The organism is Streptomyces sp. NEAU-174 (assembly GCF_052665095.1).
This window is the reverse complement of record NZ_JBQTCE010000012.1, coordinates 249,773-275,514: the sequence shown is the minus strand read 5'-3', so window position 1 is coordinate 275,514 and position 25,742 is coordinate 249,773. Positions and strand designations below refer to the sequence as shown.

Here is a 25,742-nt window from a genome sequence, read left to right as displayed (position 1 = left end):
CGGACATGACCGCACCTTCCGGTTTTACCCCTGATACGGCCGCGCCCCCCGCAGGGCAGGGGGGCGCGGCCCCGCGCGCCGCGACCGCGCCGGCGCCCGACCCGGCCGAGCAGCGGCGTCGCGACCGGCGCAGCCGCCGCTACCGCTGGGATGTGCGATGGAGCCCGTACGCCTTCGTCGCCCCCTTCTTCGTCTTCTTCGCCGCCTTCGGTCTCTTCCCGCTGCTCTACACCGGGTGGGCCTCGCTGCACCAGGTGGAGCTCACCAGCCCCACCCATATGGAGTGGGCGGGGTGGCACAACTACTCCCGGCTGTGGGAAGACGAGTTCTTCTGGAAAGCGCTGCGGAACACCTTCACCATCGGGGTGATCTCCACCGTTCCCCAGCTGATGATGGCCCTCGGGATCGCGCATCTGCTCAACTACCGGCTGCGCGCCTCGATGTTCTTCCGGGTGGCGATCCTCACCCCGTACGCCACCTCCGTCGCCGCCGCCACGCTGGTGTTCGCGCTGCTCTTCGGGCATGACTACGGCATGGTCAACTGGTCCCTTGGGCTGGTCGGACTGGACGGCATCGACTGGCAGAACGGCACCTGGACCTCGCAGATCGCGGTCTCCACGATCGTCATCTGGCGGTGGACCGGCTACAACGCGCTGATCTACCTGGCCGCCATGCAGGCCGTGCCGAACGATCTGTACGAGTCGGCGGCGCTGGACGGGGCCTCGCGCTGGAAGCAGTTCCTGCATGTCACCGTCCCGTCGCTGCGGCCCACCATCCTCTTCACGGTCGTCGTCTCCACGATCGGGGCCACCCAGCTCTTCGGTGAGCCGCTGCTGTTCAACACCGCGGGGACGGCCACCGGCGGCGCCGATCACCAGTACCAGACGCTCGGCCTGTACATGTACGAGCAGGGCTGGGTGAACCTGCACCTCGGCCGGGCCTCCGCCATCGCCTGGACGATGTTCCTGATCCTGCTGCTGATCGCCGCGGCCAACGCGCTGTTCGCGCGGCGGCTGCGAAAGAGCCAGTGAGGGAGACGAGGAGAACCATGAGCGTCACTGTCTCTTCCCGGCAGCCACTCGATCCGGCAGCTCCCGCGCCCACCACTCCGCGGGGTGAGAAGGGCCGCGGCCGAGCGGGCAGGCAGCTGCACGGGGGCAAGATCACCTACGCCGTGCTGATCCTGTTCACCATCGGCTCGCTCTTCCCGCTGGTGTGGACCGCCATCGCCGCCTCCCGCACCAACACCCGGCTGGCCCAGACACCCCCTCCCCTGTGGTTCGGCGGCAACCTCTTCAACAACCTGGACAAGGCGTGGAACGGCGCCAACATGGGCACCGCGCTGCTCAACACGACGGTGGTGGCGGGCACGGTCGCGGCGTCGACCGTGCTGTTCTCGACCATCGCGGGCTTCGCCTTCGCCAAGCTGCGCTTCCGTTTCAAGAACATCCTGCTGATGCTCACCATCGGGACGATGATGGTGCCGCCCCAGCTCAGCGTGGTGCCGCTGTACATGATGGTGGCCAAGCTGGAGTGGACCGACCAGCTCCAGGCGGTCATCGTGCCGACGCTCGTCAGCGCCTTCGGGGTCTTCTTCATGCGGCAGTACCTCTCCCAGGCGCTGCCGACCGAGCTGATCGAGGCGGCGCGGATGGACGGCGCCAGCAGCCTGCGGATCATCTGGCATGTGGTCTTCCCGGCAGCGCGTCCGGCGATGGCGGTGCTGGGGATGCTCACCTTCGTCCAATCGTGGAACGACTTCTTCTGGCCGTTCATCGCGCTCACCCAGAACGGCAACCCGACCATGCAGGTGGGACTGACCGGTCTGAGCCGGGGATACACCCCGGATCAATCTCTGATCATGGCGGGGGCGCTGCTGGGCACCCTGCCGCTGCTGATCGCCTTCGTCCTCTTCGGCAAGCAGATCGTGGGCGGCATCATGCAGGGCGCGGTCAAGGGCTGAGCGGCCCGCCACCACCACTCCGTCCTCCCTCCCCGTTCCGCCCCGTTTCCCCTCCCCACGACCTCGAATGGGAGCGCTTCCATGACTCTTACCTTCCCGCCCGGATTCCTGTGGGGCGCGGCCTCGGCCGCCTATCAGGTCGAGGGCGCCGCCCAGGAGGACGGCCGCACCCCCTCCATCTGGGACACCTTCAGCCACACCCCCGGCAAGGTGCTCGCCGGTGACACCGGTGATGTGGCGGTGGACCACTACCACCGCTTCCGCGAGGACGTCCGGCTGATGGCGGAGCTGAACCTGGGGGCGTACCGCTTCTCGGTGTCCTGGTCACGGGTGCAGCCGACCGGCCGGGGGCCGGCCGTGCAGCGCGGGCTCGACTTCTACCGCTCGCTGGTGGACGAGCTGCTGGGCGCGGGCATCCAGCCGGTGGTCACCCTCTACCACTGGGACCTGCCCCAGGAGCTGGAGAACGCGGGCGGATGGCCGGAGCGCGAGACCGCCGAGCGGTTCGCCGAGTACGCGGGCATCGTGGCGGGGGCGCTGGGCGACCGCGTCGAGTTCTGGACCACCCTCAACGAGCCGTGGTGCAGCGCCTTCCTGGGCTATGGCTCGGGGGTGCACGCCCCGGGCCGCACCGAGCGGCTGGCCCCGCTGCGCGCCGCTCACCATCTGAACCTCGCCCATGGCCTGGGCGCCCAGGCGCTGCGCGCCGCGCTCCCCGCCCGCGCCCAGCTCGCCATCAGCCTCAACCCGGCCGTGGTCCGGCCGCTCAGCGACAAGCCCGAGGACCAGGACGCGGCGCGGCGTATCGACGCGCTGGCCAATCGCGTCTTCACCGGGCCGCTGCTGCGCGGTGCGTACCCCAGCGACCTGATCAAGGACACCGCCTCGATCACCGACTGGTCGTTCGTCCGCGATGGCGATCTGGCCGTCATCAAGCACCCCCTGGACGCGCTGGGCATCAATTACTACACACCGTCATTGGTATCAGCCGCCACCGACAACGACGGCTCGCCCGCCCGCCACGACGGCCACGGAGCCAGCGCCCACTCCCCGTGGCCGGGCTCGGAGCGGGTGGCGTTCCACCAGACCCCGGGCGAGCGCACCGAGATGGGCTGGACCATCGACCCGACCGGGCTGCACGACCTGCTGATGCGCTACAGCCGTGAGGCGCCGGGCGTACCGCTGTACATCACCGAGAACGGCGCCGCGTTCGACGACAAACCGGACGCGGAGGGCGCGGTCCACGACCCGCGGCGGATCGACTACCTCCAGGCCCATCTGGCCGTGGCCCACCAGGCCATCGCGGACGGCGCCGATCTGCGCGGCTACTTCCTCTGGTCGCTGATGGACAACTTCGAATGGGCGTACGGCTACAGCAAGCGCTTCGGCGCGGTCTACGTCGACTATCCGACGCAGGCGCGGGTACCGAAGTCCAGCGCCCGCTGGTACGCCCGGGTGGCCCGCACCGGAGAGCTTCCGGCGGCCTGACCGGGGCCTTAAGTCCACGGCACCGCCCGCTGGGGGGCGGGCGGCGCCGGGGATGGCGGCGGAGGCGGGCAGCCGGGCGCAAGCCGGCCGGGGCGTTCTTCCTTCAATGGGGTTACGCCCTGATCCACCCGGCGGAAGGACACCGTCACCGCGTGAGAATGCCTGGTAAACCCATTGAGACATGAGAGCATTTCCGGAGCGCCGGCAGAGGTTCCGCGATGAGCCATCCGGTCGGCGCGCGCCCGCCGGAAAAGGCGAGGCCCTCGCCGGCTGGTTCGACGGCCGGGTGGGCCTCTTCACGATGGCCAAGGCCAATCTGCGTAAGGTCTTCCCCGACCACTGGTCCTTTCTGATCGGTGAGATCGCCCTCTATACGTTCGTCATCATCATTCTGACCGGCGTCTATCTGACCCTGTTCTTCAAACCGGCGATGAATGAGGTGGTCTACGACGGCCGGTGGACGCCGCTGAACGGCATCCGCATGTCGCAGGCATACGCGTCCACGCTGGACATCAGCTTCGATGTGCGCGGCGGACTGCTGATGCGGCAGGTACACCACTGGGCGGCGATCGTCTTCATCGCCAGCATGATCGTCCATATGATGCGGACGTTCTTCAACGGGGTCTTCCGCAAACCGCGCGAGATCAACTGGCTGTCCGGCGCCGGTCTGCTGATTCTCGGGATGTTCGACGGCTTCATGGGCTATTCGCTGCCCGACGATCTGCTGTCGGGCACCGGTCTGCGCTTCGTGGAGGGCGCGATCCTGTCCATCCCGATCGTCGGCACCTATTTGTCGTTCTTCTTCTTCGACGGCCAATTCCCGGGAACGGCGGTCGTGCCACGGCTGTTCACCGTGCATGTGCTGCTCATTCCGGGCATCATGCTCGGGCTGCTGGCGCTCCATATGATCCTGCTCGTTTATCACAAGCACACCCATCACCCGGGGCCCGGAAAGAAGAACATGAATATCGTGGGGCCGCCCTTTTGGCCGGTCTATGTGGCCAAGTCGGGCGGCTTCTTCTTCCTGGTCTTCGCCGTCACCACGCTGATGTCGGCCATCGCCCAGATCAATCCGGTGTGGTCCTACGGCCCCTACCGGCCCGACCAGGTGTCCACCGACGCCCAGCCCGACTGGTACATGGGCTATTCCGAAGGGCTGATCCGGCTGATGCCGGGCTGGGAGATCAATCTCTGGGGCCACACGCTGGTGCTCGGGGTGCTGATCCCGTTCCTGGTCTTCCCCACGGTGCTGCTGGTCATCTGGCTCTATCCGTTCCTGGAGGCGTGGATCACCGGGGACCGGCGCGAGCACCATTTCAACGAGCGCCCACGCAACGCCCCGACCCGCACCGCCTTCGGTGCGGCCTGGGCCGCCCTCTACGCGGTGCTGCTGGCGGGTGGCGGCAATGACCTCATCGCCACCCACTTCCAGCTGTCGATCAACGCGATCACCTGGACCTGCCGGATCGGCTTCTTCGTGGTGCCGGTCGTGGTCTTCGTGATCACCAAGCGGATCTGTCTGGGCCTCCAGCACAAGGACCGGCAGAAGCTGTTGCACGGGCGCGAGACCGGCACCATTCAGCGGCTGCCGCACGGCGAGTACGTCGAGGTGCACGAACCGCTCTCGCCCGGGGAGAAGTACACGCTGACCGCGTATGAGCAGTATCTGCCGCTGGAGCTGCCGCCGTCGGTCGACGAGGCCGGGGTCGCCCGGAAGCTCTCCTTCAAGGAGCGGCTGCGGGTCTCGCTGTCCCGGAGCTACTTCGGGCGCGATGGGCAGGTTGCCAAGGTTACGGAGGAGCAGGTGGCGGAGCACGAGGCGCATGGGGCGGAGGAGCGGGCGGAGGAACCGCAGCGGCCGTAGGGGGTGTCCGACGGTACGCGTACGCCTGCGGCGGGCTGCTTTCCCCTACCCGCCCCTTCCCGTTACCAGGGGCTTCGCCCCTGGACCCCGGGACGCCCTTCGGGCGTGTCCTCAATCGCCGGACGGGCTGAAATCAGCCCCTCCAGGGGGCACCTCCCAGCGGTAGCTGGGGGAGATTGAGGAGCGGGGTCTGGGGCGGAGCCCCAGTTGCGGGAAGGGGCGGGTAGGGGAAAGCATCGGGCCGCCGGACATCCCGCAGAGCGCCAAGGCGGCGGAAACGGCGGGGCGCGGTGGGTGGGGGATTCCTTCCGCGCCCCGCCGTGTGGGGGGTTTCCGTGGGGGGTGGCGAATGCGGGGCTTTACGCGGCTGCGTCGCCGTCAGCCGTTGAAGGCGCCGAATGCCTTGGTGAACGCGAGCTCTTCCTGGTCGATCGAGCTACAGGTCGGCGACGCGGTGTCCTGCGGGCTGGGGCACTGCTTGTCGCGGGTCGCGGACCACATCGACAGCCACGCCAGGCCCTTGGACTTGGCGAACTCCACCAGCTGGGAGGCGTCGTCGACCTTGAATATCTCGTTCTTGACGTCGTTGACGCCGATCATCGGGGTGACCGCCACGGTCTTCCACGCCTCGTCGTCGCTCAGCCCGAGCGCGTCCTTGATCTGGCCCTGCGTCGCGGTGGCGGCGTCGATCGCGTACTGGCCCATGTCGTCGTCGAAGGACGCGCCGTAGTCCATCGCCATGATGTTGACGGCGGAGACCTTCACGCCGTTCTTCTTGGCGTCGGCGACGAGGTCGACACCGTCCTGGGTGAGGCCGGTCGGCAGCACCGGCAGGGTGAAGGAGACGTCCAGGTCCGAATGCTGCTGCTGGAGCTTGGCTATCGCCTGGGCGCGGCGGGTGTTGGCCTCCTTGTTCGGGAGCGCGCTGCCCTCGATGTCGAAGTCGACCTTGGTGAGCTTGAGGGCGTCCACGACCTTGCCGTAGGCCGCGGCGAGCTCGTCCGCCGAGGTGCAGGCCAGGCCCAGCTCGGAGCCGGAGGCGCCGCCGAAGGAGACCCGGACGTCGCCGCCCTTCGCGCGCAGCGCCTCGGTCTGCTTGGCCACCTCGTTGTCACCGACCTCGGTGACGCCGCCCCACTTGGGGGTACAGCCGCCGCCGGAGGTGATGAAGGCGAGGTTGAACTCCTTGACGCCGGTCTTGTCGGCGGTGCCCACCATGTCGTAGGCGGGGTAGAGCGAGGTGTCGATGTACGGGGCGAAGCCGCCCGCCGCCGCGGCGGGCTTCTCGGAGGCGGAGGTCTTCTCGGAGACGGTTCCCGCGTTCGCCGCCCCGCTGAGCGCGAACGCCGTGCCGCCGGCCACGATGGCGGCGGCGGTCGCGCCGATCACCTTGGTGGTCCGGCTCGCCTTGCGACGGTGCGTACTGCTCATCAGGTGCCTGCCTTCGCTGTACGGATGTGGGGGGTTGGTGGTGCGGGCGACACGCTAGCGAGGGGAAGTCGGACAAACGGCAGGATCCGTGCACGGGCCACGGATCTTATGGCTGTCTTAAGGAACCCATCGGCGGCGATTAATGCTCCGCGGCCTCCTTGGCCCTGCCGCGGCCCCGGGTCCTCTTCTTACGGCCGCGCCGCCGCTGCCCCGGGTCGGCGGAGCCGGCGCCGTTCAGCGAGAGCCACACCCGTACCTCGGTGCCGCCCAGCACGGACCGCCCGATCCGCAGATCGCCGCCCGTGGACTCCGCGACCCGGCGCACGATGTCCAGGCCGAGGCCGGTCGAGCCGGGGCCGCCGTCGCCATGACCCCGGCGCAGCGCCGCGTCCGGGTCCGCGATGCCCGGGCCCGCGTCCGAGACCAGGATGATCACGCTGTCCTCGCCGTTGTGGACATCGACCGCGAGCGCCGTGCCCTCGGGCGTGTGCCGGAAGACATTGCCGAGCAGGGCGTCCAGCGCGGCGCCCAGTTCGGGGCGGGCGACCGGCACCCTTACGGTGCGCTCGACCCCGGCCAGCCGCACCGTACGGTCCTCGTCCTCGGCGAGCGCGGACCAGAACTCCATCCGCTCCCGGATCACCTCGGAGGCGTCACAGCCGGAGGGGGTGTGGGTCTTCTGCTGGCGCGCGGTGCGGATGATCTGGTCGACCTCGCCCTCCAGTTGGGCGACGGCGGCGCGGGTCTGGTCGGCCGCCGGTCCCTCGCCCAGCGAGGCGGCGTTGAGGCGCAGCACGGTGAGGGGGGTGCGGAGCCGGTGGGAGAGGTCGGCGGCCAGCTCGCGCTCGCCGGCCAGGAGCTGGACCACCTGGTCGGCCATGGAGTTGAACGCGGCGGCGGCCGCCCGGAGTTCGGCCGGGCCGTCCTCAGGGACGCGCACCCCGAGCTCGCCCCGGCCCAGGTCGTGCGCGGCCTCCGCGAGCCGCCCCGCGGGGCGCACCAGCCGGGTGCCGAGCCGGTCGGCGATGGCCACCGCGCCGACGATCAGCGCCAGGCCGACAGCCGCGAGCACCAGCCAGGACGTGGTGACCCCGCTGGTGACCACGCCACGCGGGACATACACCTCGACGACCGCGACCTGACCGCTGCTCAGCGCGGTCGGCTGGAGCAGTGCGTAGCCCCCGGGGGCGCCGGACACCGAGGCGCGGCCGAGCCGCCGCGCGATGGCCAGCTCGCCCTTGGGCGCATGGCTCTTGCCCAGGTCGTAGCCGCTCCCCCGGTCCCCCGGCTCATCGGGGACATGCACCGCCATCCGGCCGTCCCCGCCCGCCTGGGTGCTGGCGACAGCGCGCTGGAGCCGCGCCCGCTCGGTGGTGATGGCGAGCGCCGGGCCGATGGTGGCGGCCTGCCGCTCGGCGTCGGCGAACGCCCGGTCCCGGGCCAGCTCCTTGACGACGAGTCCGAGCGGTACGGCGAAGGCGACCACGACCATCGCCGTGACCGCCAGACAGACCTTGACCAGGGCCCATCTCACGTGTGCTCCGCCGGGGGCTCCAGTTTGACGCCGACCCCGCGCAGCGTGTGGAGATAGCGCGGCCGGGCGGCGGTCTCGCCCAGCTTGCGGCGCAGCCAGGAGAGATGGACGTCTATGGTCTGGTCGTCCCCGTACGCCTGCCGCCAGACCTCGGCGAGAAGCTCCCGGCGCGGCACCACGACACCGGGCCGCCCGGCGAGATAGGCCAGCAGGTCGAACTCGCGCCGGGTCAGATCGAGCGTCACCCCGTCCAACTGGGCCTGGCGGCGCAGCGGATCGACGGCCAACCCGCCGACCCGGAGCACCGCCGGGGGCGCCGCCGCGCCGCCCGGCTCGCCCGGCCCGCCGCCGCGAGCGCGGCGCAGGACGGCGGTCATCCGGGCGGAGAGATGGGCCACGGAGAACGGTTTGACCAGGTAGTCGTCGGCGCCGTCGTTGAGCAGGCGGACGATCTCACCCTCGTCGTCGCGGGCGGTGGCCACGATGACCGGCACATCGGTGATGCCACGCAGCATCTTGAGCGCCTCCGCCCCGTCCAGGTCGGGCAGGCCGAGGTCCAGGATGACGACGTCGAATCCGATCTGCGCCACCTCGCGCAACGCCTCCAGGGCGGTGCCGACGCTGCGCACGGTATGGGACGCCTCGGTCAACTGCCGTATGAGGGCTGAGCGCACGAACTGGTCGTCCTCGACCACAAGCACACTTGCCATGAGCGGCACCGTACGCCATTCGGGTGAGGCAAGATGAGGAAGATGCAAAGAGGTCTGGTCCAATGTCTGGCCTGGGTGCTGGCGACCGGCGCCGCGGTCACGCTGTCGTGGTACGGCGTGCGAACGGTGCTGACCGGTACGGCCTACGACCCGCCGCGCGCGCTGCCGATCACGGACGGCTCGGGGTCGGCGAACGGGGCCTGGTCCTCCTCCACGCATCGGCCCAAACCGCCGTCCCCCTCGGCCACTTCACCGTCCTCGCCGTCCTCGCCGTCCTCGGCCTCGCCTCCCGGGACGGACGCGGGGTCCGGCGGGGACAAAGGCAAGGAGTCCGGTTCGGCCGGGCGCACCCGGAAGCCGACGCAGACGCCGTCCCGGAAGGAGTCGGCGCGGCCGGAGGAGAGCGGGGAGGTGCGCAGCTATCCGGCCAAGGGCGGGCGGGCGGTTTTCGACATCCGGGCGGCGTCGGCGGATCTGGTGTCGGCGACGCCGGATGGCGGGTGGCAGATGCAGGTGTGGAAGCAGAGTGAGTGGATCCGGGTGGACTTCGTCTCGGGGGCCGACACGACGACCATCTTCTGCACGTGGCATGACGGGCCGCCACAGGTTCGCATCGACGAGCACTAGGGGTGTCTGTCGGTACGCGTACGCCTGCGGCGGGCTGCTTTCCCCTCCCCGCCCCTTCCCGACACCTGACGATATGCGGCTCCGCCGCGTGGGGGGCTCCGCCCCAGACCCCGCTCCTCAAACTCCCCCAGCTACCGCTGGGAGGTGCCCCCTGGAGGGGCTGGAAGGCCAAACGCCGGAGGGGGTGGATGGTGGGGCTCCGCCCCGGGCCCCGCTCCTCGAACTTCCCCAGCAACCGCTGGGAGGTGCCCCCGGAGGGGGCTGGAAGGCGGGGCTTCGCCCCAGATCCCGGGGTCCAGGGGCGGAGCCCATGGTTGCGGGAAGGGGCGGGGAGGGGAAAGACCCGCCGGGACGGTCAGGCGAAGACTGCGGGTGGCGGGGGCGGGGAGGGGGCGGCGGTGGTGTCGGTGACGGGGGGTGCGCCGCCGGTGAAGTCCGCCAGGGCGCGGCCGTGTTCGACTCGGGCGGGGTGCGGATCGCTCGCGGCGCGGCGGGTGAGCTCGGCCAGCGGCAGCTCGCGGTCGGCGGCCAGCAGCACGGCGTTGCCGAAGCGGCGGCCGCGCAGCAGGGCGGGGTCGGCGGTCAGACACACCTCGGCGAAGGCGGCGCGGGCGGTGGCGATCTGGGCCTTCAGATGGGCCAGCGGCGGGCCGTCGGCGAGATTCGCGGCGTAGCACCCGTCCGGGCGCAGGGCGCGGCGCACCTCGGCGAGGAACTCCACGCTGGTGAGATGGGCGGGCGTACGGGCCCCGCTGAAGACATCCGCGATGATCAGATCCGCCCAGCCGTCGGGCACCTTGGCGAGCCCGGCGCGGGCGTCGGCGCCGCGCACCCGTATCCGGTCGCCGGGGTCCAGCGGCAGCTCACGCCGGACGAACTGGACGAGCGGGGCGTCGATCTCGATGACCTGCTGGGTGGAGCGGGGGCGTGTGGCCGCTATATAGCGGGCGAGAGTGAAGGCGCCGCCGCCCAGATGGACCGCGTGCAGGGGACGGCCGGGAGGGGCGGCGAGATCGGCGACATGGCCGAATCTGCGCTGGTACTCGAAGTCGAGATACGCGGGGTCGTCGAGGTCCACATGCGACTGCGGCTTGCCGTCGAGCAGCAGCGTCCAGCCGCGCGGCCGGTCCCGGTCCGGCACGAGCTCGGCGAGCCCCCCGTCGACGGATGCGGTGACCGGCTCGGGGCTGCGTCCCCGCGCCGCTCCGCGCCCGCGCGCGGCTCGCTTGTTCGTGCCTTTCGCCATGTGTCCCAGTATGGGGCCGACCACTGACAGCCCCCGGGGCTCACTGGCAGCGGTCGACGGCCTCGATCGTGCGGGCCGCCTCACCGAGTGCCGCCCGGAGCTCGGCGGGGTCGGTCGCCACCGTGTACGCCGCGTGGGGCGGCACCAGCCAGCCGGTGCCGATGCCCGGCGGGGCCTCGTTCTCGGCCGCGCCGGACGCGCCGTCTCCGGATGCGGTGCCTACGGAGTCACCGTCTCCGGAGTCACCGTCTGCGGACGCGGTGTCTTCGGATTCGGGGGCTCCGGGTCCGTTGTTTCCGTGGGGGAGGTCTCCGGACGCGGAGTCTCCGGTTCGGGTGTCTCCGGCCTCGGCGGGGGCGCCGGTGCCGGAGCCGATATTTATCCGGATCCCGCGCCCGGATGTCTGGGTACACGCCGAGCCCGGCAGGTCCCAGCCGTCCGCCGTACCGGGCGGGACCAGGAAGCCGAGGGTGTCGCAGGCGTTGTCATGCAGGACCGGACCGAGGCCGTCGCACGCACGGCGCAGGATGTCCACCGCCTCCAGCCCCTGGCGGGCGGGCACGGTGACGAGATCGCAGTCCTGGCGCTGGGGGTGCTGGGGGTGCTGGGCAGTCGTCCGTGAGCGGCTGGTATCCACTCCGACCTCCCTCTTCATCGGGTAGCACCTGGTTCAACGCGCGGCGGTGTCAACGGCTACGGCCGAATGCCGCCGTAAAGGATGGCAGTTCATGGCAGATCGTGGGCGAGACGTCACATTTGCCGGAAATCTCCGAGTGTCGTGGATCTCACAGCCGGTACGGTTCTCCCCCGCCCACCTGGCATCACCAAGGGAGAGGCTCAGATGACGCCGCTTCCAGAGCCCCCGCCGCCCCGGCCGAACACCGCGTTCCGCCGACTGCGCGGACAGCTCTCGCCCTCCGAGTTCGCGGCGTCCGTGCGTCGTGCCGCCCGTGAGATCGGCGAGCAGGTCTCCTGCGACGCCCGCTATATCGGCCGTGTCGAGTCGGGGGCGATCCGCTGCCCCAACTACGCGTACGAGCGGGTCTTCCGCCATATGTTCCCCGGCCGCACCCTTACGGATCTCGGCTTCGCCTCCCGTGAGTCGGTACGCGGCCACCAGGCGCGCGGCCCCGCGGGCCCTCCCGTCCCCGTCCCCTTACCCGGCCCGCGCCCCGGGCCCTGGGAGCCCCAGGGCAAGGGGTCCGTCGACATCTTCGAGGAGAGCGAACTGCTGCGCCGCTCGTTCATGGCCGGCGGGGCGGCGGTGGCCGGTGGGGCGGCGGCCGCCGCCGTGGCCGCCGCGCCCCGGGCCGGGACGCCGCCCCGGCGGACCGGGCGGCGGGTGGGCGAGGCCGAGGCCGCCGCCGTGGAGGAGGCCGTACGGCGGATCCGGGTGCTGGACGACCGGCACGGCGCCGACCCCCTCTACGCACACACCGCCAAACCGCTGAGCGCCGCCTACGCGCTGCTCGACGCGGGCGGCTACAGCCGCTCGATCGCCGAGCGGCTCTTCGCGGGCGCGGGCGAACTGGCCATCTCGGTGGGCTGGCTGGCCCATGACTCCGGGCGGCTGTCCGACGCGCGGTCCCACTACGCCGAGGCCCTGGCCACCGCGCGGGTCTCCGGCGACGCCGCCCTGGAAGCGCACGCGTTCTGCAACACCGCCTTCCTCGCCCGCGACGCCGGACACCCCCGCGAGGCCGTAAGGGCGGCACAGGCGGCCCAGCGGGTCGCCGAGCGGCTCGCCTCGCCACGGCTGCTGTCGCTGCTCGCGCTGCGCGAGGCCGGGGGGCTCGCCTGGCTGACCGACCGGGGCGGCTGTGAGCGGGCGCTGCTGCGCGCCCGGACGCTGTTCGGGCGCGGGCCCTGCGACGCCGACCCCGAGTGGATGAGCTTCTTCGGGGAGGCCGAACTGGAGGGTCTTGAGGCGCAGTGCTGGTCGGCGCTCGGCGACTGGAAACGCGCCGTGGAGCACGCGCGGCGCGCGGTGGCCCTCCAGAACCCCCACTTCACCCGCAATATCGCGCTGTTCACCACGGAGCTGGCCAGCGATCTGGTGGCGGACGGCGCACCGGACGCGGCCGCCGCCTCGGCCGGCCGGGCGCTCGGCCTGCTGGACCAGGTGAAGTCGTCGCGGATCCGCCGGATGCTCGACGACACGGCCCGGATACTTCGTCCTTACGGTCGCGATGCGGCGGTCGCGGACTTCCTCGCCCGCTATGAGACGGCCGCGCGCCCCGAGGCCGCCGCCCGTCCCGAGCCGACCGGCCTCACCAGCCCGGTCTGACGCCGGTTCGGGCCCTCGGTCGGGATGACCGGTTCGATGGGCGGTTCAGTGGCCGGTGCAATGGCCGGTTCAGTCGAGATGGCCGGTGTCGTTCCAGCGCTCGATGGCGGGCTCGCCGTACGCCCAGCCGAGCACCGACAGGGACGTGGGATCGAGCCGGATACGGGCGGCGAAGGAGACCTCATGGCCGAGCCAACGGGCGCCCAGCGTCCGCAGGATGTGGCCGTGCGCGAAGACCAGCACATCGCGGTCGGCCGAGCGCGCCCACTCCACGACCTCGTCGGCCCGCGCCCCGATCGAGGCGATCGACTCGCCCTCGGGCACCCCGTCGCGCCAGATGAGCCAGTCCGGCCGGATGGCCTTGATCTCGGCGGGGGTCATCCCCTCGTACGCGCCGTAGTCCCACTCCAGGAGCGCGTCCCACTCCCGCGCCCGGTCGCCGAAGCCCGCCAGCGCGCAGGTCTCCTTCGCCCGCACCAGCGGGCTGGTGCGCACCTCGGCGTCCGGGAGGCCCGCCCAGGGGCCGTGGCGCAGCCGCCCGCCGAGCAGTTCGGCGCCGCGCCGCCCCTCGTCCAGCAGCGGGATGTCCGTACGGCCGGTGTGCTTCCCGGCCAGCGACCACCGCGTCTGTCCGTGCCGGGCCAGGAGGATGCGTGGGGCCATGGGGCAGCGCCTTCTTTCACCGGTTCCGCACCGCCGCGCCGCCGTGCGCCATTACACGTCGCTGCCTGCGGTTTCGTGCACATCACGGGACCGGCACATGGCCGATCACCATCCCTCCATCATCGCGCACGTGATCGGCAGGCAACCTCCGGGTCAGTCCTGGCGTCTTCCAGGCTGCGCGCGAGTCCGCCAGGGGGGTCCCGACAGTGGGCGCGCTCGCGGACGGGGGCGGTGCGTGGGTCGCTTCGCCTACACCGTACGGTTGACCGCGCGCCTTTTTCTGGCCGCCTGAACTTTGGAGAGCGTCCGAATGCCCCACACCGTGCCCCGTGCCGGAGCAGCACCGGGCAGTCGGCCCCGTTGGTGGACCGAACTGCCGCTCATAGCGGTGGTGTACGCCGCGTACTCGGCCGGTCGGCTCCTGGCCCGCGGCGATGTGTCCACCGCCGTCGACCACGGTCTGGCGATCCTCCATTTCGAACAGCGTCTGAACATCGACTTCGAGTCGCCGCTGAACGACCTCTTCACCACCAACGCGGTCATAGGCATACCGGCGGACTTCGCCTACGCCTCGCTGCACTACGTCCTCACCCCGGTCATCCTGATGTGGCTGTGGAAGCGCCGTAAGGCGTCGGACTACCGCTTTCTGCGCACCTGGCTGCTGGTCTCCACGGTCATCGGACTCATCGGCTTCACCCTGCTGCCGACGTGCCCGCCACGGCTCCTGGACGCGAGCCACGGCTTCGTGGACACCATGGCGCAGTACGGCTCGTACGGCTGGTGGGGCGGCGACGCCAGCGCACCGCGCGGGCTCGGCGGGCTGACCAACCAGTACGCGGCGATGCCCAGCCTCCATGTGGGGTGGGCGCTGTGGTGCGGCGTCGCCCTGTGGCGGCACGGGCGCTCGATGTGGACCAAGGTCCTCGCGGTCGGCTATCCGCTGGCGATCACGCTCGTGGTGATGGGCACCGCCAACCACTACTTCCTGGACGCAGCCGCCGGCGTGGCCACCATGGGGCTCGGGGCGCTGCTGGCGGGCCCGGCGCTGCGCCTCACGGAGACCTTGCGCGCCAGGCTGCGCCCGGTCCAGGAGGCCCCCGTCACCTCCCGAAACGCGGGTGTGCCCGCGAATGTCGGTGACAAGTGCGAGACTTCGGCGCGTGAACGGGAACGGATCCCCCGACAGCAGGGCAGGGGCGCGGACAGGCAACGCACCGACGGTGCCGCGGACGACGGCGGCCGGGGAGCCGGTGCCGGTGCCGGTAGCGGCGGCCGGGGCGGCGCGACCTCCACGGCAGACGACGGGGCTCCGGCAGCGGCTCGCTGAGCTGCGCGGCCCGGCCACCGCTCCCCGTCCGATGGACGCCCGAGCGCTGGCGGCGCTGGCCGCCAATCCGGGCTGCCGCCGCCGCGCGCTGCTGGACGGGGCCGGGGTCGACAAGGGCGCGCTGGCGCAGGCCCTGGGGGCTCCCGCGAACTTCGGCCAGTCGCAGTTCGCGCATCAGCGCGGCAATTCCTTCGAGGCCCGGGTCAAGGCCGACGGCGGCGCGGATCTGGTGCGGCTGCTGCACGAGCGGCTGCGCGACGGCTCGGAGCCGCCCGGCCCCGGCGCCGTCGCGACCCCCGATCTGACCGCGCCCGGGCCGCAGGGCCGCACGGCCCGTACGGCGCTCGCGCTGCGGGAGGCCACGGAGGCGGGGCGCTGGGCGCTGCTGGACCATCCGATGGTGAGCCTGGACGTCGCGGGCTCACCCGCCTTCCTGGAGCCGGACGCGGTCGTGGTGCACCCCGACGGGTCGTGGACGGTCATCGAGATCAAGTCCTTCCCGATGGTGGACGGCTCCGCCGACCCGGCCAAGGTGGGCGCGGCCGCCCGGCAGTCGGCGGTCTACACGCTGGCGCTGGAGCGGGTGGCGTCGATGATCGGCCGGCCGCCGGAGGGCGGCAGCGACACCGCGGAGGCGGTGGAGGCCGTGGATGCGGTGGAGGCCGCGGAGGCGGTGGAGGCCGTGGATGTCGCGGAGACGGCGAGCGCGGCGATGACGGCGGACGCGGCGGCCCCGGCTGGGACGAGGGAGGCGGCAACCTCGGCGGACCCGGCCGAAACGGCGGCGCGGGAGGGCTCGGTGGCCCCGGCGGAGGCCGCTTCCGTACGGGCCCGGGTGCGGCATCAGGTGCTGCTCGTCTGCCCCAAGGACTTCTCCAACCTGCCGACCGCCGAACTGGTCGATGTGCGCAAGCAGCTGGCGGTCACCCGGCGGCAGCTGGACCGGCTGACCCGGATCGAGGAGATCGCCGCCGCCCTCCCCGAGGGCACCACCTTCGACCTCCGGCTCACCGACGACGGCCGGAACCCGACCCGGCCGGTCGAGGAGCTCACGGCCGCCGTGGACGCGGTGGACGCGGCGTACGCGCCGGAGTGCCTGTCCACGTGCGAGCTGGCCGCCCACTGCCGGACGCGGTCCCGCGCGGCGGGACAGGTCGAGGCGCTGGGCCGTGGCGTCCGGGGCGAGCTGGGCGGGCTCACCACCGTGGACGCCGTCCTTACGGCCGCCATGAACGGCCCCGCCGACGAGGCGCCCACCGGTGACCCCGCCGTGGACGCCCTGCGCCGCGCGGCGGCCCTGCGCGCCGAGGCGCTCGCGTCCCGCCCCGAGGCGGTGGCATGTCGCTGATCACCACCCTGGCCCGGATGGAGGCGATCCGGGAGGGGCGGGCCCAGCCCCTGACCACCGTGCGCCACCGCCATCTGTCGCAGCGTCCGCTGGCGTTCGTCCCGCTCACCACCGCCGGCGAGGCGGGGGCGCCGCTCGGGGCGCTGGTGGGCACCGACCGGGACGCGCCGCGGCTGCTGATCGTGGCCCAGCCGCGCGACCGCGACCTGCGGTTCGCGTTCCTCGCCGAGCTCGCCGAGGAGATCCAGCCGTATCTGGACTCGTACGGGGACGAGGTCGAGTTGGAGGAGCGCAAGGAGACCGATCCGGAGACCGGTAAGAAGGTGCCGGTCCAGGTCGAGCTCTGCCAGGACGCGCCGCAGCTGCTGGTGCCCAGCGCCGCGGGCGTGGCGTTCGTACGGCTGCTGGGCCGGTCGATGCGGTTCCGGCGGACCGCCGAGCAGGACCCGGAGACGCCGTTCCCCGCGCCCGCGCGCGTTCCGCTGCTGGGCCGCTGGCTGACCCACTACGGGGAGCGGGCCCGGGTGCCCGGCTCCTGTCTGCTGCTGTCGCTCACCGAGCTGCTGAGCCGTCACTGGGCGACCGGGCAGAGCAATCTCGAGGATCAGCACCTGGGCTCGCTGCTGGCCTGGATCGACCCGCCGGAGGGCGTGCCGGGCGCGGAGGCGGCGCTGCGGGCGGAGTCGGAGCGGGACGAGGGGGGCCAGTTGCGCTGCCCGCCCGCCGGACCGTCCACCGACCCCGCCTTCGACGCCAAGCTGCTGGCCCCGGCGATGTCCCGCTATGACGCGGCCCGTGCCGAGGCGTCACAGGGCGTGGCCGGGGGCGCGGCACGGCTGCGGCTCGCCGAGGCGGAGCTGCGCGGGCTGATCGAGTCGCAGCTGCGGCCCACCTGGGACGCGCTGTGGCACGGGGTGGATCTGCTGCGCGCCCTCCCGGAGGGCGCGCGGGTGGCCGACCGCTGGAAGCGGGACCGCTGGTCGTACACCGGCCACCGGGACCGGGTCCGGGCCGGGGAGCCACCGCAGCCCAAGCTGGACGACGCGGTGACGGCGGCGCAGAAGCTCGCCGCGCGCGAGACCGCGCAGGCCCAGCTGGACGCCCATGAGGCGCTGGACGATCCGCTGGTCATGGCGGAGCGGCGGCTGGCCGGCGAGGCGTTCGCGGGCGAGGTGATCGATGTGGAGATGGCCTGGTCGGACGCGAAGGTGCCGCGCCCGCGCCCGCTGGTCACGATCCGCACCGAGGACCGTCCGCACCTGGCCGAGCGGGTCAAGCTGCACCGGGTCACGGCCGACGGCAGGGCGCAGAGCGGGGAGTTCGCCGGTCTCGCGGACCTGGACGGTGCCGACGGGCCCGGCGAGGCCGCCGGAGCCGATGTCGTGGGCGGTCCGGGCGATACGGGCGGCCCGGGCGACGCGCACGCCTCGGGCGACGCGCACGCCCCGGGTCGTGCCCTGGTGGTGCGGCTGACCGGCGGGATGGGCCGGGGCAAGCAGCCCGAGCCGGGCACGGTGCCCGAGAAGGGCGACCGGGTGTGCTGGACGCTGTTCGAGCACGCCCCGCGCGGCGGCCCCGAGCTGCCCGACGCGGAGAGCACCCCATGGACCCACGGCGGCCCGCCGGACGCCGCCGCCCCGGCCCAGGGCCCCCAGCCCGACCCGATGACCGAGGAGGACTATCTGTGATCGGCGCGGACCCGGCCGCCGCCGCGGCCCACCCGGGCCGTGCCCGCGCGGGCGAGCCGTTCGACCCGTCGGCCGCCGCGGCGCGCGCCACCGAGGCGATCCTGCACGACACGCTGCACGGAGCGGACCGCGGCGTCGTCGTGGACTCCCCGCCCGGTGCGGGCAAGTCGACCCTGGTGGTGCGGGCGGCGCGGGAGCTGGCCGCCGCCGGGCGGCCGCTGATGGTGGTCGCGCAGACCAACGCCCAGGTGGACGATCTGGTGGACCGGCTGGCCACGGCGGACCCCGATCTCCCGGTGGGACGGCTGCACAGCAGCGATCCGCATCCGTACGACCCGGTGCTCGACGGCCATGAGTCGGTCCGCGCCTCCGCGAAGATCGCCGACCTCGCCGGGCTCGACATCGTGGTCTCCACGGCCGCGAAGTGGGCGCACATCAAACACGTCGAGCCGTGGCGGCACGCGATCGTGGACGAGGCGTACCAGATGCGCTCCGACGCGCTGCTGGCGGTCGCCGGGCTGTTCGAGCGGGCGCTGTTCGTGGGCGACCCCGGGCAGCTGGACCCGTTCAGCGTGGTCGGCGCCGACCAGTGGGCGGGGCTTTCGTACGACCCGTCGGCGAGCGCGGTCACCACCCTGCTCGCCCACAATCCGCGGCTTCCGCAGCACCGGCTGCCGGTCTCCTGGCGGCTCCCGGCCTCGGCCGCGCCGCTGGTCTCGCACGCGTTTTATCCGTACACCCCCTTCCGCAGCGGCACCGGACACGGCGAGCGGCGGCTGAGCTTCGGGGTGGCCTCCGACGGCTCGGGCCCGGACCGGGTGCTGGACGAGGCCGCCGCGTCCGGTTGGGGGCTGCTTGAGCTGCCCGCCCGGCGCACCCCGCGCACCGACCCGGAGGCGGTGGCGGCCGTGGCCCAGGTGGTGCGGCGGCTGCTGGACCGCGGCGCGGTGGCGGTCAGCGAGCGGTCCGACGAGCCGCAGCCGGTCGCGGCGGACCGGATCGCGGTGGGCACGGCGCACCGGGACCAGGCGGCGGCGATCCGAGCGGCGCTGGCGGGGCTCGGGGTCTCCGGCGTCACCGTCGACACCGCCAATCGCCTCCAAGGGCGTGAGTTCGATGTCACGGTCGTGCTGCACCCGCTGTCGGGGCGGCCGGACGCCACGGCCTTCCACCTGGAGACGGGGCGGCTGTGCGTACTGGCGTCGCGGCACCGGCAGGCGTGTGTGGTGGTGTGCCGGGCGGGGGTGGCCGAGCTGCTGGACGAGCATCCGTCCACGGAGCCGGTGCAGCTGGGCGTCACGGTGAAGTTCCCGGACGGCTGGGAGGCCAACCACGCGGTGCTGGCGCACCTGGCCGAGCACCGGGTGGCATGGCAGCCGTAAGGGCGTGAGGGAGGCGTCCCAGGTGTCATAAGGACCTGGCCATACGGTGCGTCATCGGGGTGAGAGGTGCGGCCATGGTTCAGGGGGCGGTGGGGTGGGGAGAGACCCCAGGTCGGCGGCGTACGGCGGGGGCGCCCTTGCCCTACGCGCGACAATGGAGACGGCAAGACCCGCGAACCGTACGTGTCTCACGAGCCAGGAGGAGAGATCACATGCCCGAGCCGGATTCGGCTCACGGCCGGCACGGCTCCGCGCCCCGGCGGCTGAAGCCCGCGCCCCTGCTCTTCGAACCGGCCGCCGCCGCGTCGGACGAGGCGCACTTCTTCGACCTGGAGTCGATCGAAGACCCGCGTGAGCTGCTGTCCCGCTCGACGGAGCTGGTGCTGGCGTTCCGCGCGGCGACGGACCGGGCCATGGAGTTCCAGGCGATGGCGGCCGCGCAGCTCGCCGACCCGAGGCGGTTCGATCGGCTGACCCCCGCCGTGATCGCCGAGCGTGCCGAGTGGACCGAGGACTACGCCAAGAAGATGGTCGAATTCGGTCGTGAGCTGATGCGGGGCGGCGAGGTGCTGGACTGACGGCAGGCGTGAGCCCGGGGCATATGCGAGCGGAAGGTACCCGATACCGCCATCCGATGTCCCGGTTTCGTCTCATCTCTCTACACCGTCCGCGCTGACGGTAAAGGTGGAAACATGAGCAGATCGCCGCAGGACTCACTTCACACCGCCGCCTTCGTCACCCCGGCGGGCGCGGACTGGCTCGCCTCGGCCAGCGCCTCCCCGCGCGGTGTGCAGGCCCTGTGGGCCGCTGCCCCGACCGCCCCGGTGACCCTGCCGTGCGGCACGGCGTTCGACGTGATCAGCATGGATGCGCTCTTCGGCCGCCGGGTGGTGGGCCGGTTATGGACCGACGGGCCCGGCACCGGACCGGTCGCGGCCCAGGGCGGCCGGGTCATGCTCTTCGCCACCCCGGGGACCGCCCAGCGGCTGCCCGCACTGCTCGGCTGGGAGGAGTGGGGCGCGGCCGCTCCCCCGCTGCTCTGCTACGGCCGGGGCGACGCGGTGACCGTGCCGCCGCTGTTCCCGCCGGACCCCGGTCCGCAGGAGGCGGCGCCCCTGGAGCACGACGCCCCGGAATCCGGCGTCGCCCCGATGCCGCCGCCGCGCTGGCTGGTCGCGCCCGATGTCCGCGGCCCCTGGCTGCCCGGCCCCGAGGTGCTGCTGTGGGCGTGTGTGCGAGCGGCCCGCGCCGCCGGTGGTGATCTTGTCAGCACGGCCGTGACCTGCGCACCCGCCGCATTTCCGGGCTGAAACTTATCGATTTTCACTCCGTGGCGTCCGGGTGCTAAGGTCTCCTACGTCAGCAGGCGCCGCTAGCTCAGTTGGTTAGAGCAGCTGACTCTTAATCAGCGGGTCCGGGGTTCGAGTCCCTGGCGGCGCACAGACAGTGAACGGCCCCTCACCTCGGTGGGGGGCCTTTCGCATACCGGGACCTTTCATCTACCGGGGCCTTTCACGTACCGGGGGCTTTCGCATACCCCGGCGACACGGAACGCGCCTGACGGCGAACTCACACCGCCGGGCCCACGAGCCGGGTGACCGCCTTCACCGCCCTGTCCGGGCCGGGCATCGCGAGCGCCTCCCGGCGCAGGACATGCGCCGCCACGGCGTACGAGGGCTGCTCCAGCAGCGTGAACAGATCCAGGGCCAGCCGGGCGCCCGCCGCCCGCGCCCCGGGCCGGGTGGCATCGAGCGCGTCGGCGGGCAGATACATCCCGGCGCCCGCCCGGGCCAGCCGCGCCCCGTTCAGCTGGTGCTCCAGGCGGGGCGCGACGACCAGCTGCGGCACCCCGGCCATGGCGGCGGCCAGCATCGCCGCGCCCCCGCCCTGGTGGAGCAGTGCCCGGCAGCCCGGCAGCACCCGGTGCAGCGGCCCGGCGGGCGGCCGCCCCTCGGCGGCGCTTCCGACCCGGACGACCTCCACGCCCCGTGCCTCGGCGGCCCACAGCGCGGCCCGTACGGCGTCCGGCGGGCCACCGGCGTCGTCCCACGCCGCGCACACCCGCACCGGCCCGGAGCGCCTGGGGCCACCGTCCGATCCGCGCCGCCCGTTCGACGCGGCGGTGTGGCGCCAGTGGCCTGGGTGCCCGGGGTGCCCGGGGTGGCCAGGGTGCCCGGGATGCCCGGGCTGCTCCTGGTGCCCGGGGCGCGCCCAGGCGCGGCGGGCCTCGTACGGCGACGGCGTCTCGTCCGGCGACGTCCCGTCGTGCGGCACGAAGCGCACCGGCAGCCGCCGCGCCCGCGAGGGCAGCGCGAGGCTCGGCGGGCAGGGGTCGAGCCACAGGTCGGGCTCGCGCGCCGGATCGGCGCCGTAACGCCGCATCAGCCGGGCGTAGCCGGGCAGCGGCGGGCCTTCGAGCCGCTGCCGGTCCAGCCGCAGGACGGCCGCGCTCCCCCACAGCTGGCCGACCGCGGGCACGCCCAGCGCCCCCGCGGCCACCGTGCCCGCGTACGCGCCCGCGTCATGCACCACCAGCTCCGGCTGCCAGCAGCGGGCGAAGGCCACCAGGCCCTGGGCCATCGCCTCGGCGATCCGCACCTGCCGGTCGCCGCACGCGCGCAGCACGCCGTGCTGCTCCGGTGTGAGCGCGGCGGGCCGCACCGGCCATTCCGTGGGCCAGCTGCCGCGCGGTCGGCGCGCCGCGTCCGGCGGTCTGACCACCGCCATGGGCAGGGCGCCGATCTGCACCGGCACCAGGCCGGTCCGGGCGACGGCCGCCGCGCACTCGGACGGCACCGCGACCCGCACCTGGTGCCCGGCCTCGAGCAGGGCGCGGGCCAGCGGCACCATGGGGACGAGATGGGCGCCCGAGGCCCAGGTCGTGAACAGGACGCGCATGGTCACCTCCCGCGGAGGTCGAGCGGGCCGGACCGACCCGTCCGGACGATGGACATGACACCGAGCCGACCCCTCACACCCGCCGGCGGGCTCAGCGGCGCCCCGCGAGCGTCAGCGTCTCGCCGGTGATGGCGCCGTTGGCCGCCGAGCACAGGAAGACGAGAGCGCGGGCGATGTCCTCGGGGCCGGTCGCGGAGGACTCGGGCGTGGTGAAACACGTGGTGAAACCCTCGGGGGCGGTGGGCGGCCGGTCGGGCGGGGTGGGCCCGGGGCATACGGCGTTGATCAGCACGCCATCCCCGCCCACCTCGCCCACCAGCCCGCGGACCAGACCCCCCAGCCCGGCCCGCGCGATCGCGTGGAACTCCCCGCCCGGGTCGCCGTCCGGCACATGCGGCGGGGTCACCAGCGCGATCCGGCCCCAGCCGCGCTTCCGCATCCCGGCCACGGCCCACTGGACGGTGCGGATCGCGGGCGCGAAGGCGTCGGCGACCAGCGGCCGCCAGTGCTCTTCCGGGACGTCCTCGAACCGGGCGTGCGGCTCACGCCGCGCGCCCCTTCGCCGGGCGGCCGCCACCAGCACGTCCAGCCCGCCCCAGTGCTCCTCCACGGCGGCCACGACCCAGCGCGGCGACGCGGCGTCGTCCAGCGCGTACGGCACGGCGAAGGCCCGGCCCCGATCCGGTCCTGACAGCTCGACGGCCAGCTCCTCGGCGGCCTCGCGGCGGTGCCGGAAGGCGAGCGCGACCCGGGCGCCCTGCTCCGCGAAGGCGCGGGCGGCGGCGCTGCCGATGGCGCCGGTGGCCCCGGTGACCAGGACCGTGCGCCCCTCAAGGCCGAGGTCCAACATGGGCGCTCCTCGCGGTCGTTCCCACTGAGAAGGCCATGGTCGCCGCCGTGACTCGAGCCCGCCTCGACCCGCGCCCGACCCCGTCCGGTGCCTCGCTCGGCGGCTATCCGGCGTTTCGCTGGAAGGCGGAGCGATAGCTGTGCGGGCTGGTGCCGACGACGCGCTTGAAGCGGTCCCGGAAGGAGGTGGGCGAGCCGAACCCCACCTGGGCGGCGATGCGCTCCACGGGGTGGGTGGTGGCCTCCAGCAGATACTGCGCCTGGCGGATCCGGGCGCGGTGCAGCCACTGGAGCGGGGTGGTCCCGGTGTGCTCCCGGAAGCGGCGGTTGAGGGTGCGGGTGCTCATGCCGACGTGGGCGGCGATCTCGTTGAGGGTGAGGTCCCGTCCGGCGTTGTCCTCCATCCACCGCAGCAGGGGTTCGAACAGCGAGCCGCGCGGTACGGGCGGCTGGTCATGGACGATGAACTGGGCCTGTCCGCCCTCCCGTTCCAGGGGCATCACGGACAGCCGGGCGGCGTCGGCGGCCACGGCGGAGCCATGGTCGCGCCGGATGATGTGCAGACACAGATCGAGCCCGGCCGCGGCGCCCGCCGAGGTGAGGAACTGGCCGTTGTCCACATAGAGCACATCCGGGTCGACCTGGATCTTCGGATGGAGCTCGGCGAGCAGCGCGCCGCCGAGCCAGTGCGTGGTGGCCCGGAGTCCGTCGAGCAGCCCGGTGGCGGCGAGGACGAAGGCCCCGGAGCAGATCGAGGCGATACGGGTGCCCCGCGCGGCCGCGTCCCGCAGCGCCTCGATCACCTCGTCGGGGAGCGGGAGCAGGGGGTCGGCGCGGCCGGGCACGACGATGGTGTCGGCCTCGGCTAGCGCCTCGAGCCCGTACGGAGCCTGGAGGGCGAACACCCCGGCGTCGACGGTGGGCGCGGGGGCACAGACCCGGACCCGGTAGGGCTCCCGGCCGTCCGGCAGCCGGGTGCGGGTGAACACCTCGATCGGGGTGGCCAGATCGAAGGCGATGACCTGGTCCAGCGCCAGGATCACGACAGTGTGCATGGCCTCAACCTAGGCCGTATGGGGTTTTGCGCCAATGCCGGGGTGGCGAGAAGTCGGTGTGGAGCTTGTTTCCAGCCATCGGCCCGGCGGTGTCATGTACGGCCGCACACCCCGGCGTCGGCGATACGGATCGAGGGGTTGCCGTAGGCCATGCGCTGGAGGATCTTGCGATAGATCGGCGTATGACGCAGCGCCCGCGCGAGACGGGGGCGCACCCGGGTGGTGAACGCGCCCTGCGAGAGGATCGCCCGGCTCTGGAGGGTCTGCATCCGCATCACCGCCGCGATATCGGGCCCGCGCCGCCGCTCGAACTCCGCCAGCCGCTCGGCGCTGGTGTCGCCCTCGGCCAGGGCGCGGGCCAGCAGGGGATGCAGCACCACCGCGTCCTGCACGGCGAGGTTGATGCCCTGGGCGCCGATCGGGCTGTGGGTGTGGGCGGCGTCGCCGATCAGCACCAGCCCGTCGGCCACCCAGCGCTCGGCACGTGCGGAGAAGACATCGAGCACACCGAGGTCGGCGGGGGTGCGGATCTGATCGCGGATCAGCGTGGCGTACCGCGGCACGGCACGCACCAGCCGCTCCTTGACGTGGTCGAGGCCAAGGGCGGCGATATGGCCGTAGCGCCGGTGCGGCAGGGTCCAGCCGATCTGGATCCGGTTCGGCCAGGAGCCGTAGACCAGCACCGGGCCGCCGCCGGTGCGGTACACCCGCACATCGCGGACCGGCGGCTCTTCCGGGGGCGTGCTGAGGGTGCACCACAGCACATCCTGGGCGAACGCGTCGGCGCGGCCCGCCCCGATGCCGGCCAGCCGCCGGATCCGCGAGAACCGGCCGTCCGCGCCGACCACGACCCGGGCCCGGACGGCACAGCGGCCCGGCGGGCCTTCGGCGACGACCCCGGCGATCCGCCCCTCCCGCCGCAGTAGCGCCCCGGCCCGCCGCCCGGGCAGATAGCGGAAGCCGGGCGAGCGGCGGCAGCGGGCGAGGAGCTCGTCCAGCAGATGGGGGCGCGGCACGCTCAGCAGGTGGTCGTACGGGGCCGGAAGCAGCCGGTAGTCGGCCTCCAGCAGCACCCGCTCGCCCTCGATCACCAGGAACCGGTGGTGCTCATGGGCGCCGCGGGCGCGGGCGCCGGCGAGCACATCGAGCGCGTCCAACAGCTCCATCGCGCCGGGCTGGAGTATTTCGCCGCGGACCACGCGCTGATGCGCGCGGGCGCACTCCACCACGGTCACCCGAGCCCCCGACCGCAGCATCAGCAGCGCCAGCACCAGACCGGCCGGGCCGCCCCCGACCACGCACACATCGGTGTCGATCTCGCGCATCATCGCGCCTCCTGCTGGTCGGGCTCAGGGTCCAGGGCTCAAGGGCTCAGGCCATGG

22 protein-coding genes and 1 tRNA gene are annotated in these 25,742 nt (G+C 72.9%); 13 read left to right on the top strand and 10 right to left on the bottom strand.

Annotation, left to right across the window (positions count from 1 at the left end; translation table 11 throughout):
• Positions 1-5: 5 nt before the first annotated feature.
• The 4 genes from ACT2CW_RS32080 to qcrB all read left to right on the top strand — a co-directional run bounded on the left by ACT2CW_RS32080 (position 6) and on the right by qcrB (position 5,315).
• Positions 6-1,031, top strand: coding sequence for a carbohydrate ABC transporter permease (locus tag ACT2CW_RS32080; protein WP_037953127.1), 1,026 nt, complete (start codon positions 6-8; stop codon positions 1,029-1,031).
• A gap of 17 nt (positions 1,032-1,048) precedes the next feature.
• Complete coding sequence (locus tag ACT2CW_RS32075; protein WP_445519141.1) at positions 1,049-1,963, top strand: carbohydrate ABC transporter permease; 915 nt, start codon at positions 1,049-1,051, stop codon at positions 1,961-1,963.
• Between the two features lie 81 nt (positions 1,964-2,044).
• Positions 2,045-3,451: a GH1 family beta-glucosidase gene (locus ACT2CW_RS32070; RefSeq protein ID WP_138915512.1), complete on the top strand. Its 1,407-nt coding sequence runs from the start codon at positions 2,045-2,047 to the stop codon at positions 3,449-3,451.
• Between the two features lie 181 nt (positions 3,452-3,632).
• Positions 3,633-5,315, top strand: coding sequence for a cytochrome bc1 complex cytochrome b subunit (qcrB, locus tag ACT2CW_RS32065; RefSeq protein WP_164435004.1), 1,683 nt, complete (start codon positions 3,633-3,635; stop codon positions 5,313-5,315).
• Positions 5,316-5,693: 378 nt separating this feature from the next.
• Here the strand turns inward: qcrB and ACT2CW_RS32060 are convergent, their stop codons facing one another.
• The 3 genes from ACT2CW_RS32060 to ACT2CW_RS32050 form a co-directional block, all read right to left on the bottom strand.
• Entirely contained in the window at positions 5,694-6,746 is a 1,053-nt protein-coding gene (locus ACT2CW_RS32060) for a chitinase (protein WP_182471203.1), read from the bottom strand.
• A gap of 139 nt (positions 6,747-6,885) precedes the next feature.
• A complete protein-coding gene (locus ACT2CW_RS32055; protein WP_445519140.1) occupies positions 6,886-8,280 on the bottom strand; it encodes a sensor histidine kinase in 1,395 nt (464 codons plus the stop codon).
• Positions 8,277-8,990: a response regulator transcription factor gene (locus tag ACT2CW_RS32050; RefSeq protein WP_166484232.1), complete on the bottom strand. Its 714-nt coding sequence runs from the start codon at positions 8,988-8,990 to the stop codon at positions 8,277-8,279. The genes ACT2CW_RS32055 and ACT2CW_RS32050 overlap by 4 nt, the downstream gene beginning before the upstream one ends.
• Positions 8,991-9,032: 42 nt before the next feature.
• Here ACT2CW_RS32050 and ACT2CW_RS32045 point away from each other — a divergent pair, with 42 nt between their 5' ends.
• Entirely contained in the window at positions 9,033-9,617 is a 585-nt protein-coding gene (locus ACT2CW_RS32045) for a hypothetical protein (protein WP_182471204.1), read from the top strand.
• Between the two features lie 355 nt (positions 9,618-9,972).
• Here the strand turns inward: ACT2CW_RS32045 and ACT2CW_RS32040 are convergent, their stop codons facing one another.
• Both ACT2CW_RS32040 and ACT2CW_RS32035 read right to left on the bottom strand, forming a co-directional pair.
• Positions 9,973-10,863: a spermidine synthase gene (locus ACT2CW_RS32040; RefSeq protein WP_445519139.1), complete on the bottom strand. Its 891-nt coding sequence runs from the start codon at positions 10,861-10,863 to the stop codon at positions 9,973-9,975.
• 40 nt (positions 10,864-10,903) lie between these two features.
• On the bottom strand, positions 10,904-11,500 hold the full coding sequence (locus ACT2CW_RS32035; RefSeq protein ID WP_445519138.1) for a hypothetical protein: 597 nt from the start codon (positions 11,498-11,500) through the stop codon (positions 10,904-10,906).
• 204 nt (positions 11,501-11,704) lie between these two features.
• On the opposite strand from ACT2CW_RS32035, the gene ACT2CW_RS32030 reads away from it, so the two are divergent.
• Positions 11,705-13,150 (top strand): tetratricopeptide repeat protein, encoded by a 1,446-nt coding sequence (locus tag ACT2CW_RS32030; protein ID WP_445519137.1) that lies wholly within the window; start codon positions 11,705-11,707, stop codon positions 13,148-13,150.
• Between the two features lie 69 nt (positions 13,151-13,219).
• Here the strand turns inward: ACT2CW_RS32030 and ACT2CW_RS32025 are convergent, their stop codons facing one another.
• A complete protein-coding gene (locus tag ACT2CW_RS32025) occupies positions 13,220-13,813 on the bottom strand; it encodes a histidine phosphatase family protein (protein WP_445519136.1) in 594 nt (197 codons plus the stop codon).
• A 310-nt stretch (positions 13,814-14,123) separates the two neighbouring features.
• Here ACT2CW_RS32025 and ACT2CW_RS32020 point away from each other — a divergent pair, with 310 nt between their 5' ends.
• The 7 genes from ACT2CW_RS32020 to ACT2CW_RS31990 all read left to right on the top strand — a co-directional run bounded on the left by ACT2CW_RS32020 (position 14,124) and on the right by ACT2CW_RS31990 (position 20,998).
• Positions 14,124-15,140: a phosphatase PAP2 family protein gene (locus tag ACT2CW_RS32020; protein ID WP_445519135.1), complete on the top strand. Its 1,017-nt coding sequence runs from the start codon at positions 14,124-14,126 to the stop codon at positions 15,138-15,140.
• 31 nt (positions 15,141-15,171) lie between these two features.
• Positions 15,172-16,488, top strand: a complete 1,317-nt coding sequence (locus tag ACT2CW_RS32015) for a hypothetical protein (protein ID WP_445519134.1) — start codon at positions 15,172-15,174, stop codon at positions 16,486-16,488.
• Positions 16,479-18,176 carry a hypothetical protein gene (locus tag ACT2CW_RS32010; protein ID WP_445519133.1) on the top strand — a complete coding sequence of 566 codons (1,698 nt, stop codon included), beginning with the start codon at positions 16,479-16,481 and terminating at the stop codon, positions 18,174-18,176. Before ACT2CW_RS32015 ends, ACT2CW_RS32010 begins: the two co-directional genes overlap by 10 nt.
• Complete coding sequence (locus ACT2CW_RS32005) at positions 18,176-19,558, top strand: AAA family ATPase (protein WP_445519210.1); 1,383 nt, start codon at positions 18,176-18,178, stop codon at positions 19,556-19,558. The genes ACT2CW_RS32010 and ACT2CW_RS32005 overlap by 1 nt, the downstream gene beginning before the upstream one ends.
• Positions 19,559-19,770: 212 nt before the next feature.
• A complete protein-coding gene (locus ACT2CW_RS32000) occupies positions 19,771-20,136 on the top strand; it encodes a hypothetical protein (RefSeq protein ID WP_020871076.1) in 366 nt (121 codons plus the stop codon).
• A gap of 114 nt (positions 20,137-20,250) precedes the next feature.
• The gene (locus ACT2CW_RS31995; protein WP_445519132.1) at positions 20,251-20,868 is read left to right on the top strand and encodes a bifunctional DNA primase/polymerase; all 618 of its coding nucleotides are present in this window, start codon (positions 20,251-20,253) and stop codon (positions 20,866-20,868) included.
• A gap of 56 nt (positions 20,869-20,924) precedes the next feature.
• Positions 20,925-20,998 (top strand) — tRNA-Lys (locus ACT2CW_RS31990).
• 129 nt (positions 20,999-21,127) lie between these two features.
• Here ACT2CW_RS31990 and ACT2CW_RS31985 read toward each other — a convergent pair.
• The 4 genes from ACT2CW_RS31985 to ACT2CW_RS31970 all read right to left on the bottom strand — a co-directional run bounded on the left by ACT2CW_RS31985 (position 21,128) and on the right by ACT2CW_RS31970 (position 25,688).
• Complete coding sequence (locus ACT2CW_RS31985; protein WP_445519131.1) at positions 21,128-22,456, bottom strand: nucleotide disphospho-sugar-binding domain-containing protein; 1,329 nt, start codon at positions 22,454-22,456, stop codon at positions 21,128-21,130.
• Between the two features lie 91 nt (positions 22,457-22,547).
• Complete coding sequence (locus ACT2CW_RS31980) at positions 22,548-23,306, bottom strand: SDR family NAD(P)-dependent oxidoreductase (RefSeq protein ID WP_445519130.1); 759 nt, start codon at positions 23,304-23,306, stop codon at positions 22,548-22,550.
• Positions 23,307-23,409: 103 nt separating this feature from the next.
• Positions 23,410-24,360 (bottom strand): GlxA family transcriptional regulator, encoded by a 951-nt coding sequence (locus ACT2CW_RS31975; protein ID WP_164435939.1) that lies wholly within the window; start codon positions 24,358-24,360, stop codon positions 23,410-23,412.
• 92 nt (positions 24,361-24,452) lie between these two features.
• Positions 24,453-25,688, bottom strand: a complete 1,236-nt coding sequence (locus ACT2CW_RS31970; protein ID WP_445519129.1) for an FAD-dependent monooxygenase — start codon at positions 25,686-25,688, stop codon at positions 24,453-24,455.
• Positions 25,689-25,742: the final 54 nt, after the last annotated feature.

What these genes read in the sequence shown, in the direction of transcription:
- ACT2CW_RS32000 (WP_020871076.1), top strand. Translation starts at nt 19,771, where the DNA reads ATGCCCGAGCCGGATTCGGCTCACGGCCGGCACGGCTCCGCGCCCCGG.
- ACT2CW_RS32020 (WP_445519135.1), top strand. Translation starts at nt 14,124, where the DNA reads ATGCCCCACACCGTGCCCCGTGCCGGAGCAGCACCGGGCAGTCGGCCC.
- ACT2CW_RS31985 (WP_445519131.1), bottom strand. Translation starts at nt 22,456, where the DNA reads ATGCGCGTCCTGTTCACGACCTGGGCCTCGGGCGCCCATCTCGTCCCC.
- ACT2CW_RS32070 (WP_138915512.1), top strand. Translation starts at nt 2,045, where the DNA reads ATGACTCTTACCTTCCCGCCCGGATTCCTGTGGGGCGCGGCCTCGGCC.
- qcrB (WP_164435004.1), top strand. Translation starts at nt 3,633, where the DNA reads ATGAGAGCATTTCCGGAGCGCCGGCAGAGGTTCCGCGATGAGCCATCC.
- ACT2CW_RS31995 (WP_445519132.1), top strand. Translation starts at nt 20,251, where the DNA reads ATGAGCAGATCGCCGCAGGACTCACTTCACACCGCCGCCTTCGTCACC.
- ACT2CW_RS32075 (WP_445519141.1), top strand. Translation starts at nt 1,049, where the DNA reads ATGAGCGTCACTGTCTCTTCCCGGCAGCCACTCGATCCGGCAGCTCCC.
- ACT2CW_RS31975 (WP_164435939.1), bottom strand. Translation starts at nt 24,360, where the DNA reads ATGCACACTGTCGTGATCCTGGCGCTGGACCAGGTCATCGCCTTCGAT.
- ACT2CW_RS32045 (WP_182471204.1), top strand. Translation starts at nt 9,033, where the DNA reads ATGCAAAGAGGTCTGGTCCAATGTCTGGCCTGGGTGCTGGCGACCGGC.
- ACT2CW_RS32015 (WP_445519134.1), top strand. Translation starts at nt 15,172, where the DNA reads ATGGACGCCCGAGCGCTGGCGGCGCTGGCCGCCAATCCGGGCTGCCGC.
- ACT2CW_RS32025 (WP_445519136.1), bottom strand. Translation starts at nt 13,813, where the DNA reads ATGGCCCCACGCATCCTCCTGGCCCGGCACGGACAGACGCGGTGGTCG.
- ACT2CW_RS32050 (WP_166484232.1), bottom strand. Translation starts at nt 8,990, where the DNA reads ATGGCAAGTGTGCTTGTGGTCGAGGACGACCAGTTCGTGCGCTCAGCC.
- ACT2CW_RS31980 (WP_445519130.1), bottom strand. Translation starts at nt 23,306, where the DNA reads ATGTTGGACCTCGGCCTTGAGGGGCGCACGGTCCTGGTCACCGGGGCC.
- ACT2CW_RS32060 (WP_182471203.1), bottom strand. Translation starts at nt 6,746, where the DNA reads ATGAGCAGTACGCACCGTCGCAAGGCGAGCCGGACCACCAAGGTGATC.
- ACT2CW_RS31970 (WP_445519129.1), bottom strand. Translation starts at nt 25,688, where the DNA reads ATGATGCGCGAGATCGACACCGATGTGTGCGTGGTCGGGGGCGGCCCG.
- ACT2CW_RS32080 (WP_037953127.1), top strand. Translation starts at nt 6, where the DNA reads ATGACCGCACCTTCCGGTTTTACCCCTGATACGGCCGCGCCCCCCGCA.
- ACT2CW_RS32030 (WP_445519137.1), top strand. Translation starts at nt 11,705, where the DNA reads ATGACGCCGCTTCCAGAGCCCCCGCCGCCCCGGCCGAACACCGCGTTC.
- ACT2CW_RS32010 (WP_445519133.1), top strand. Translation starts at nt 16,479, where the DNA reads ATGTCGCTGATCACCACCCTGGCCCGGATGGAGGCGATCCGGGAGGGG.
- ACT2CW_RS32040 (WP_445519139.1), bottom strand. Translation starts at nt 10,863, where the DNA reads ATGGCGAAAGGCACGAACAAGCGAGCCGCGCGCGGGCGCGGAGCGGCG.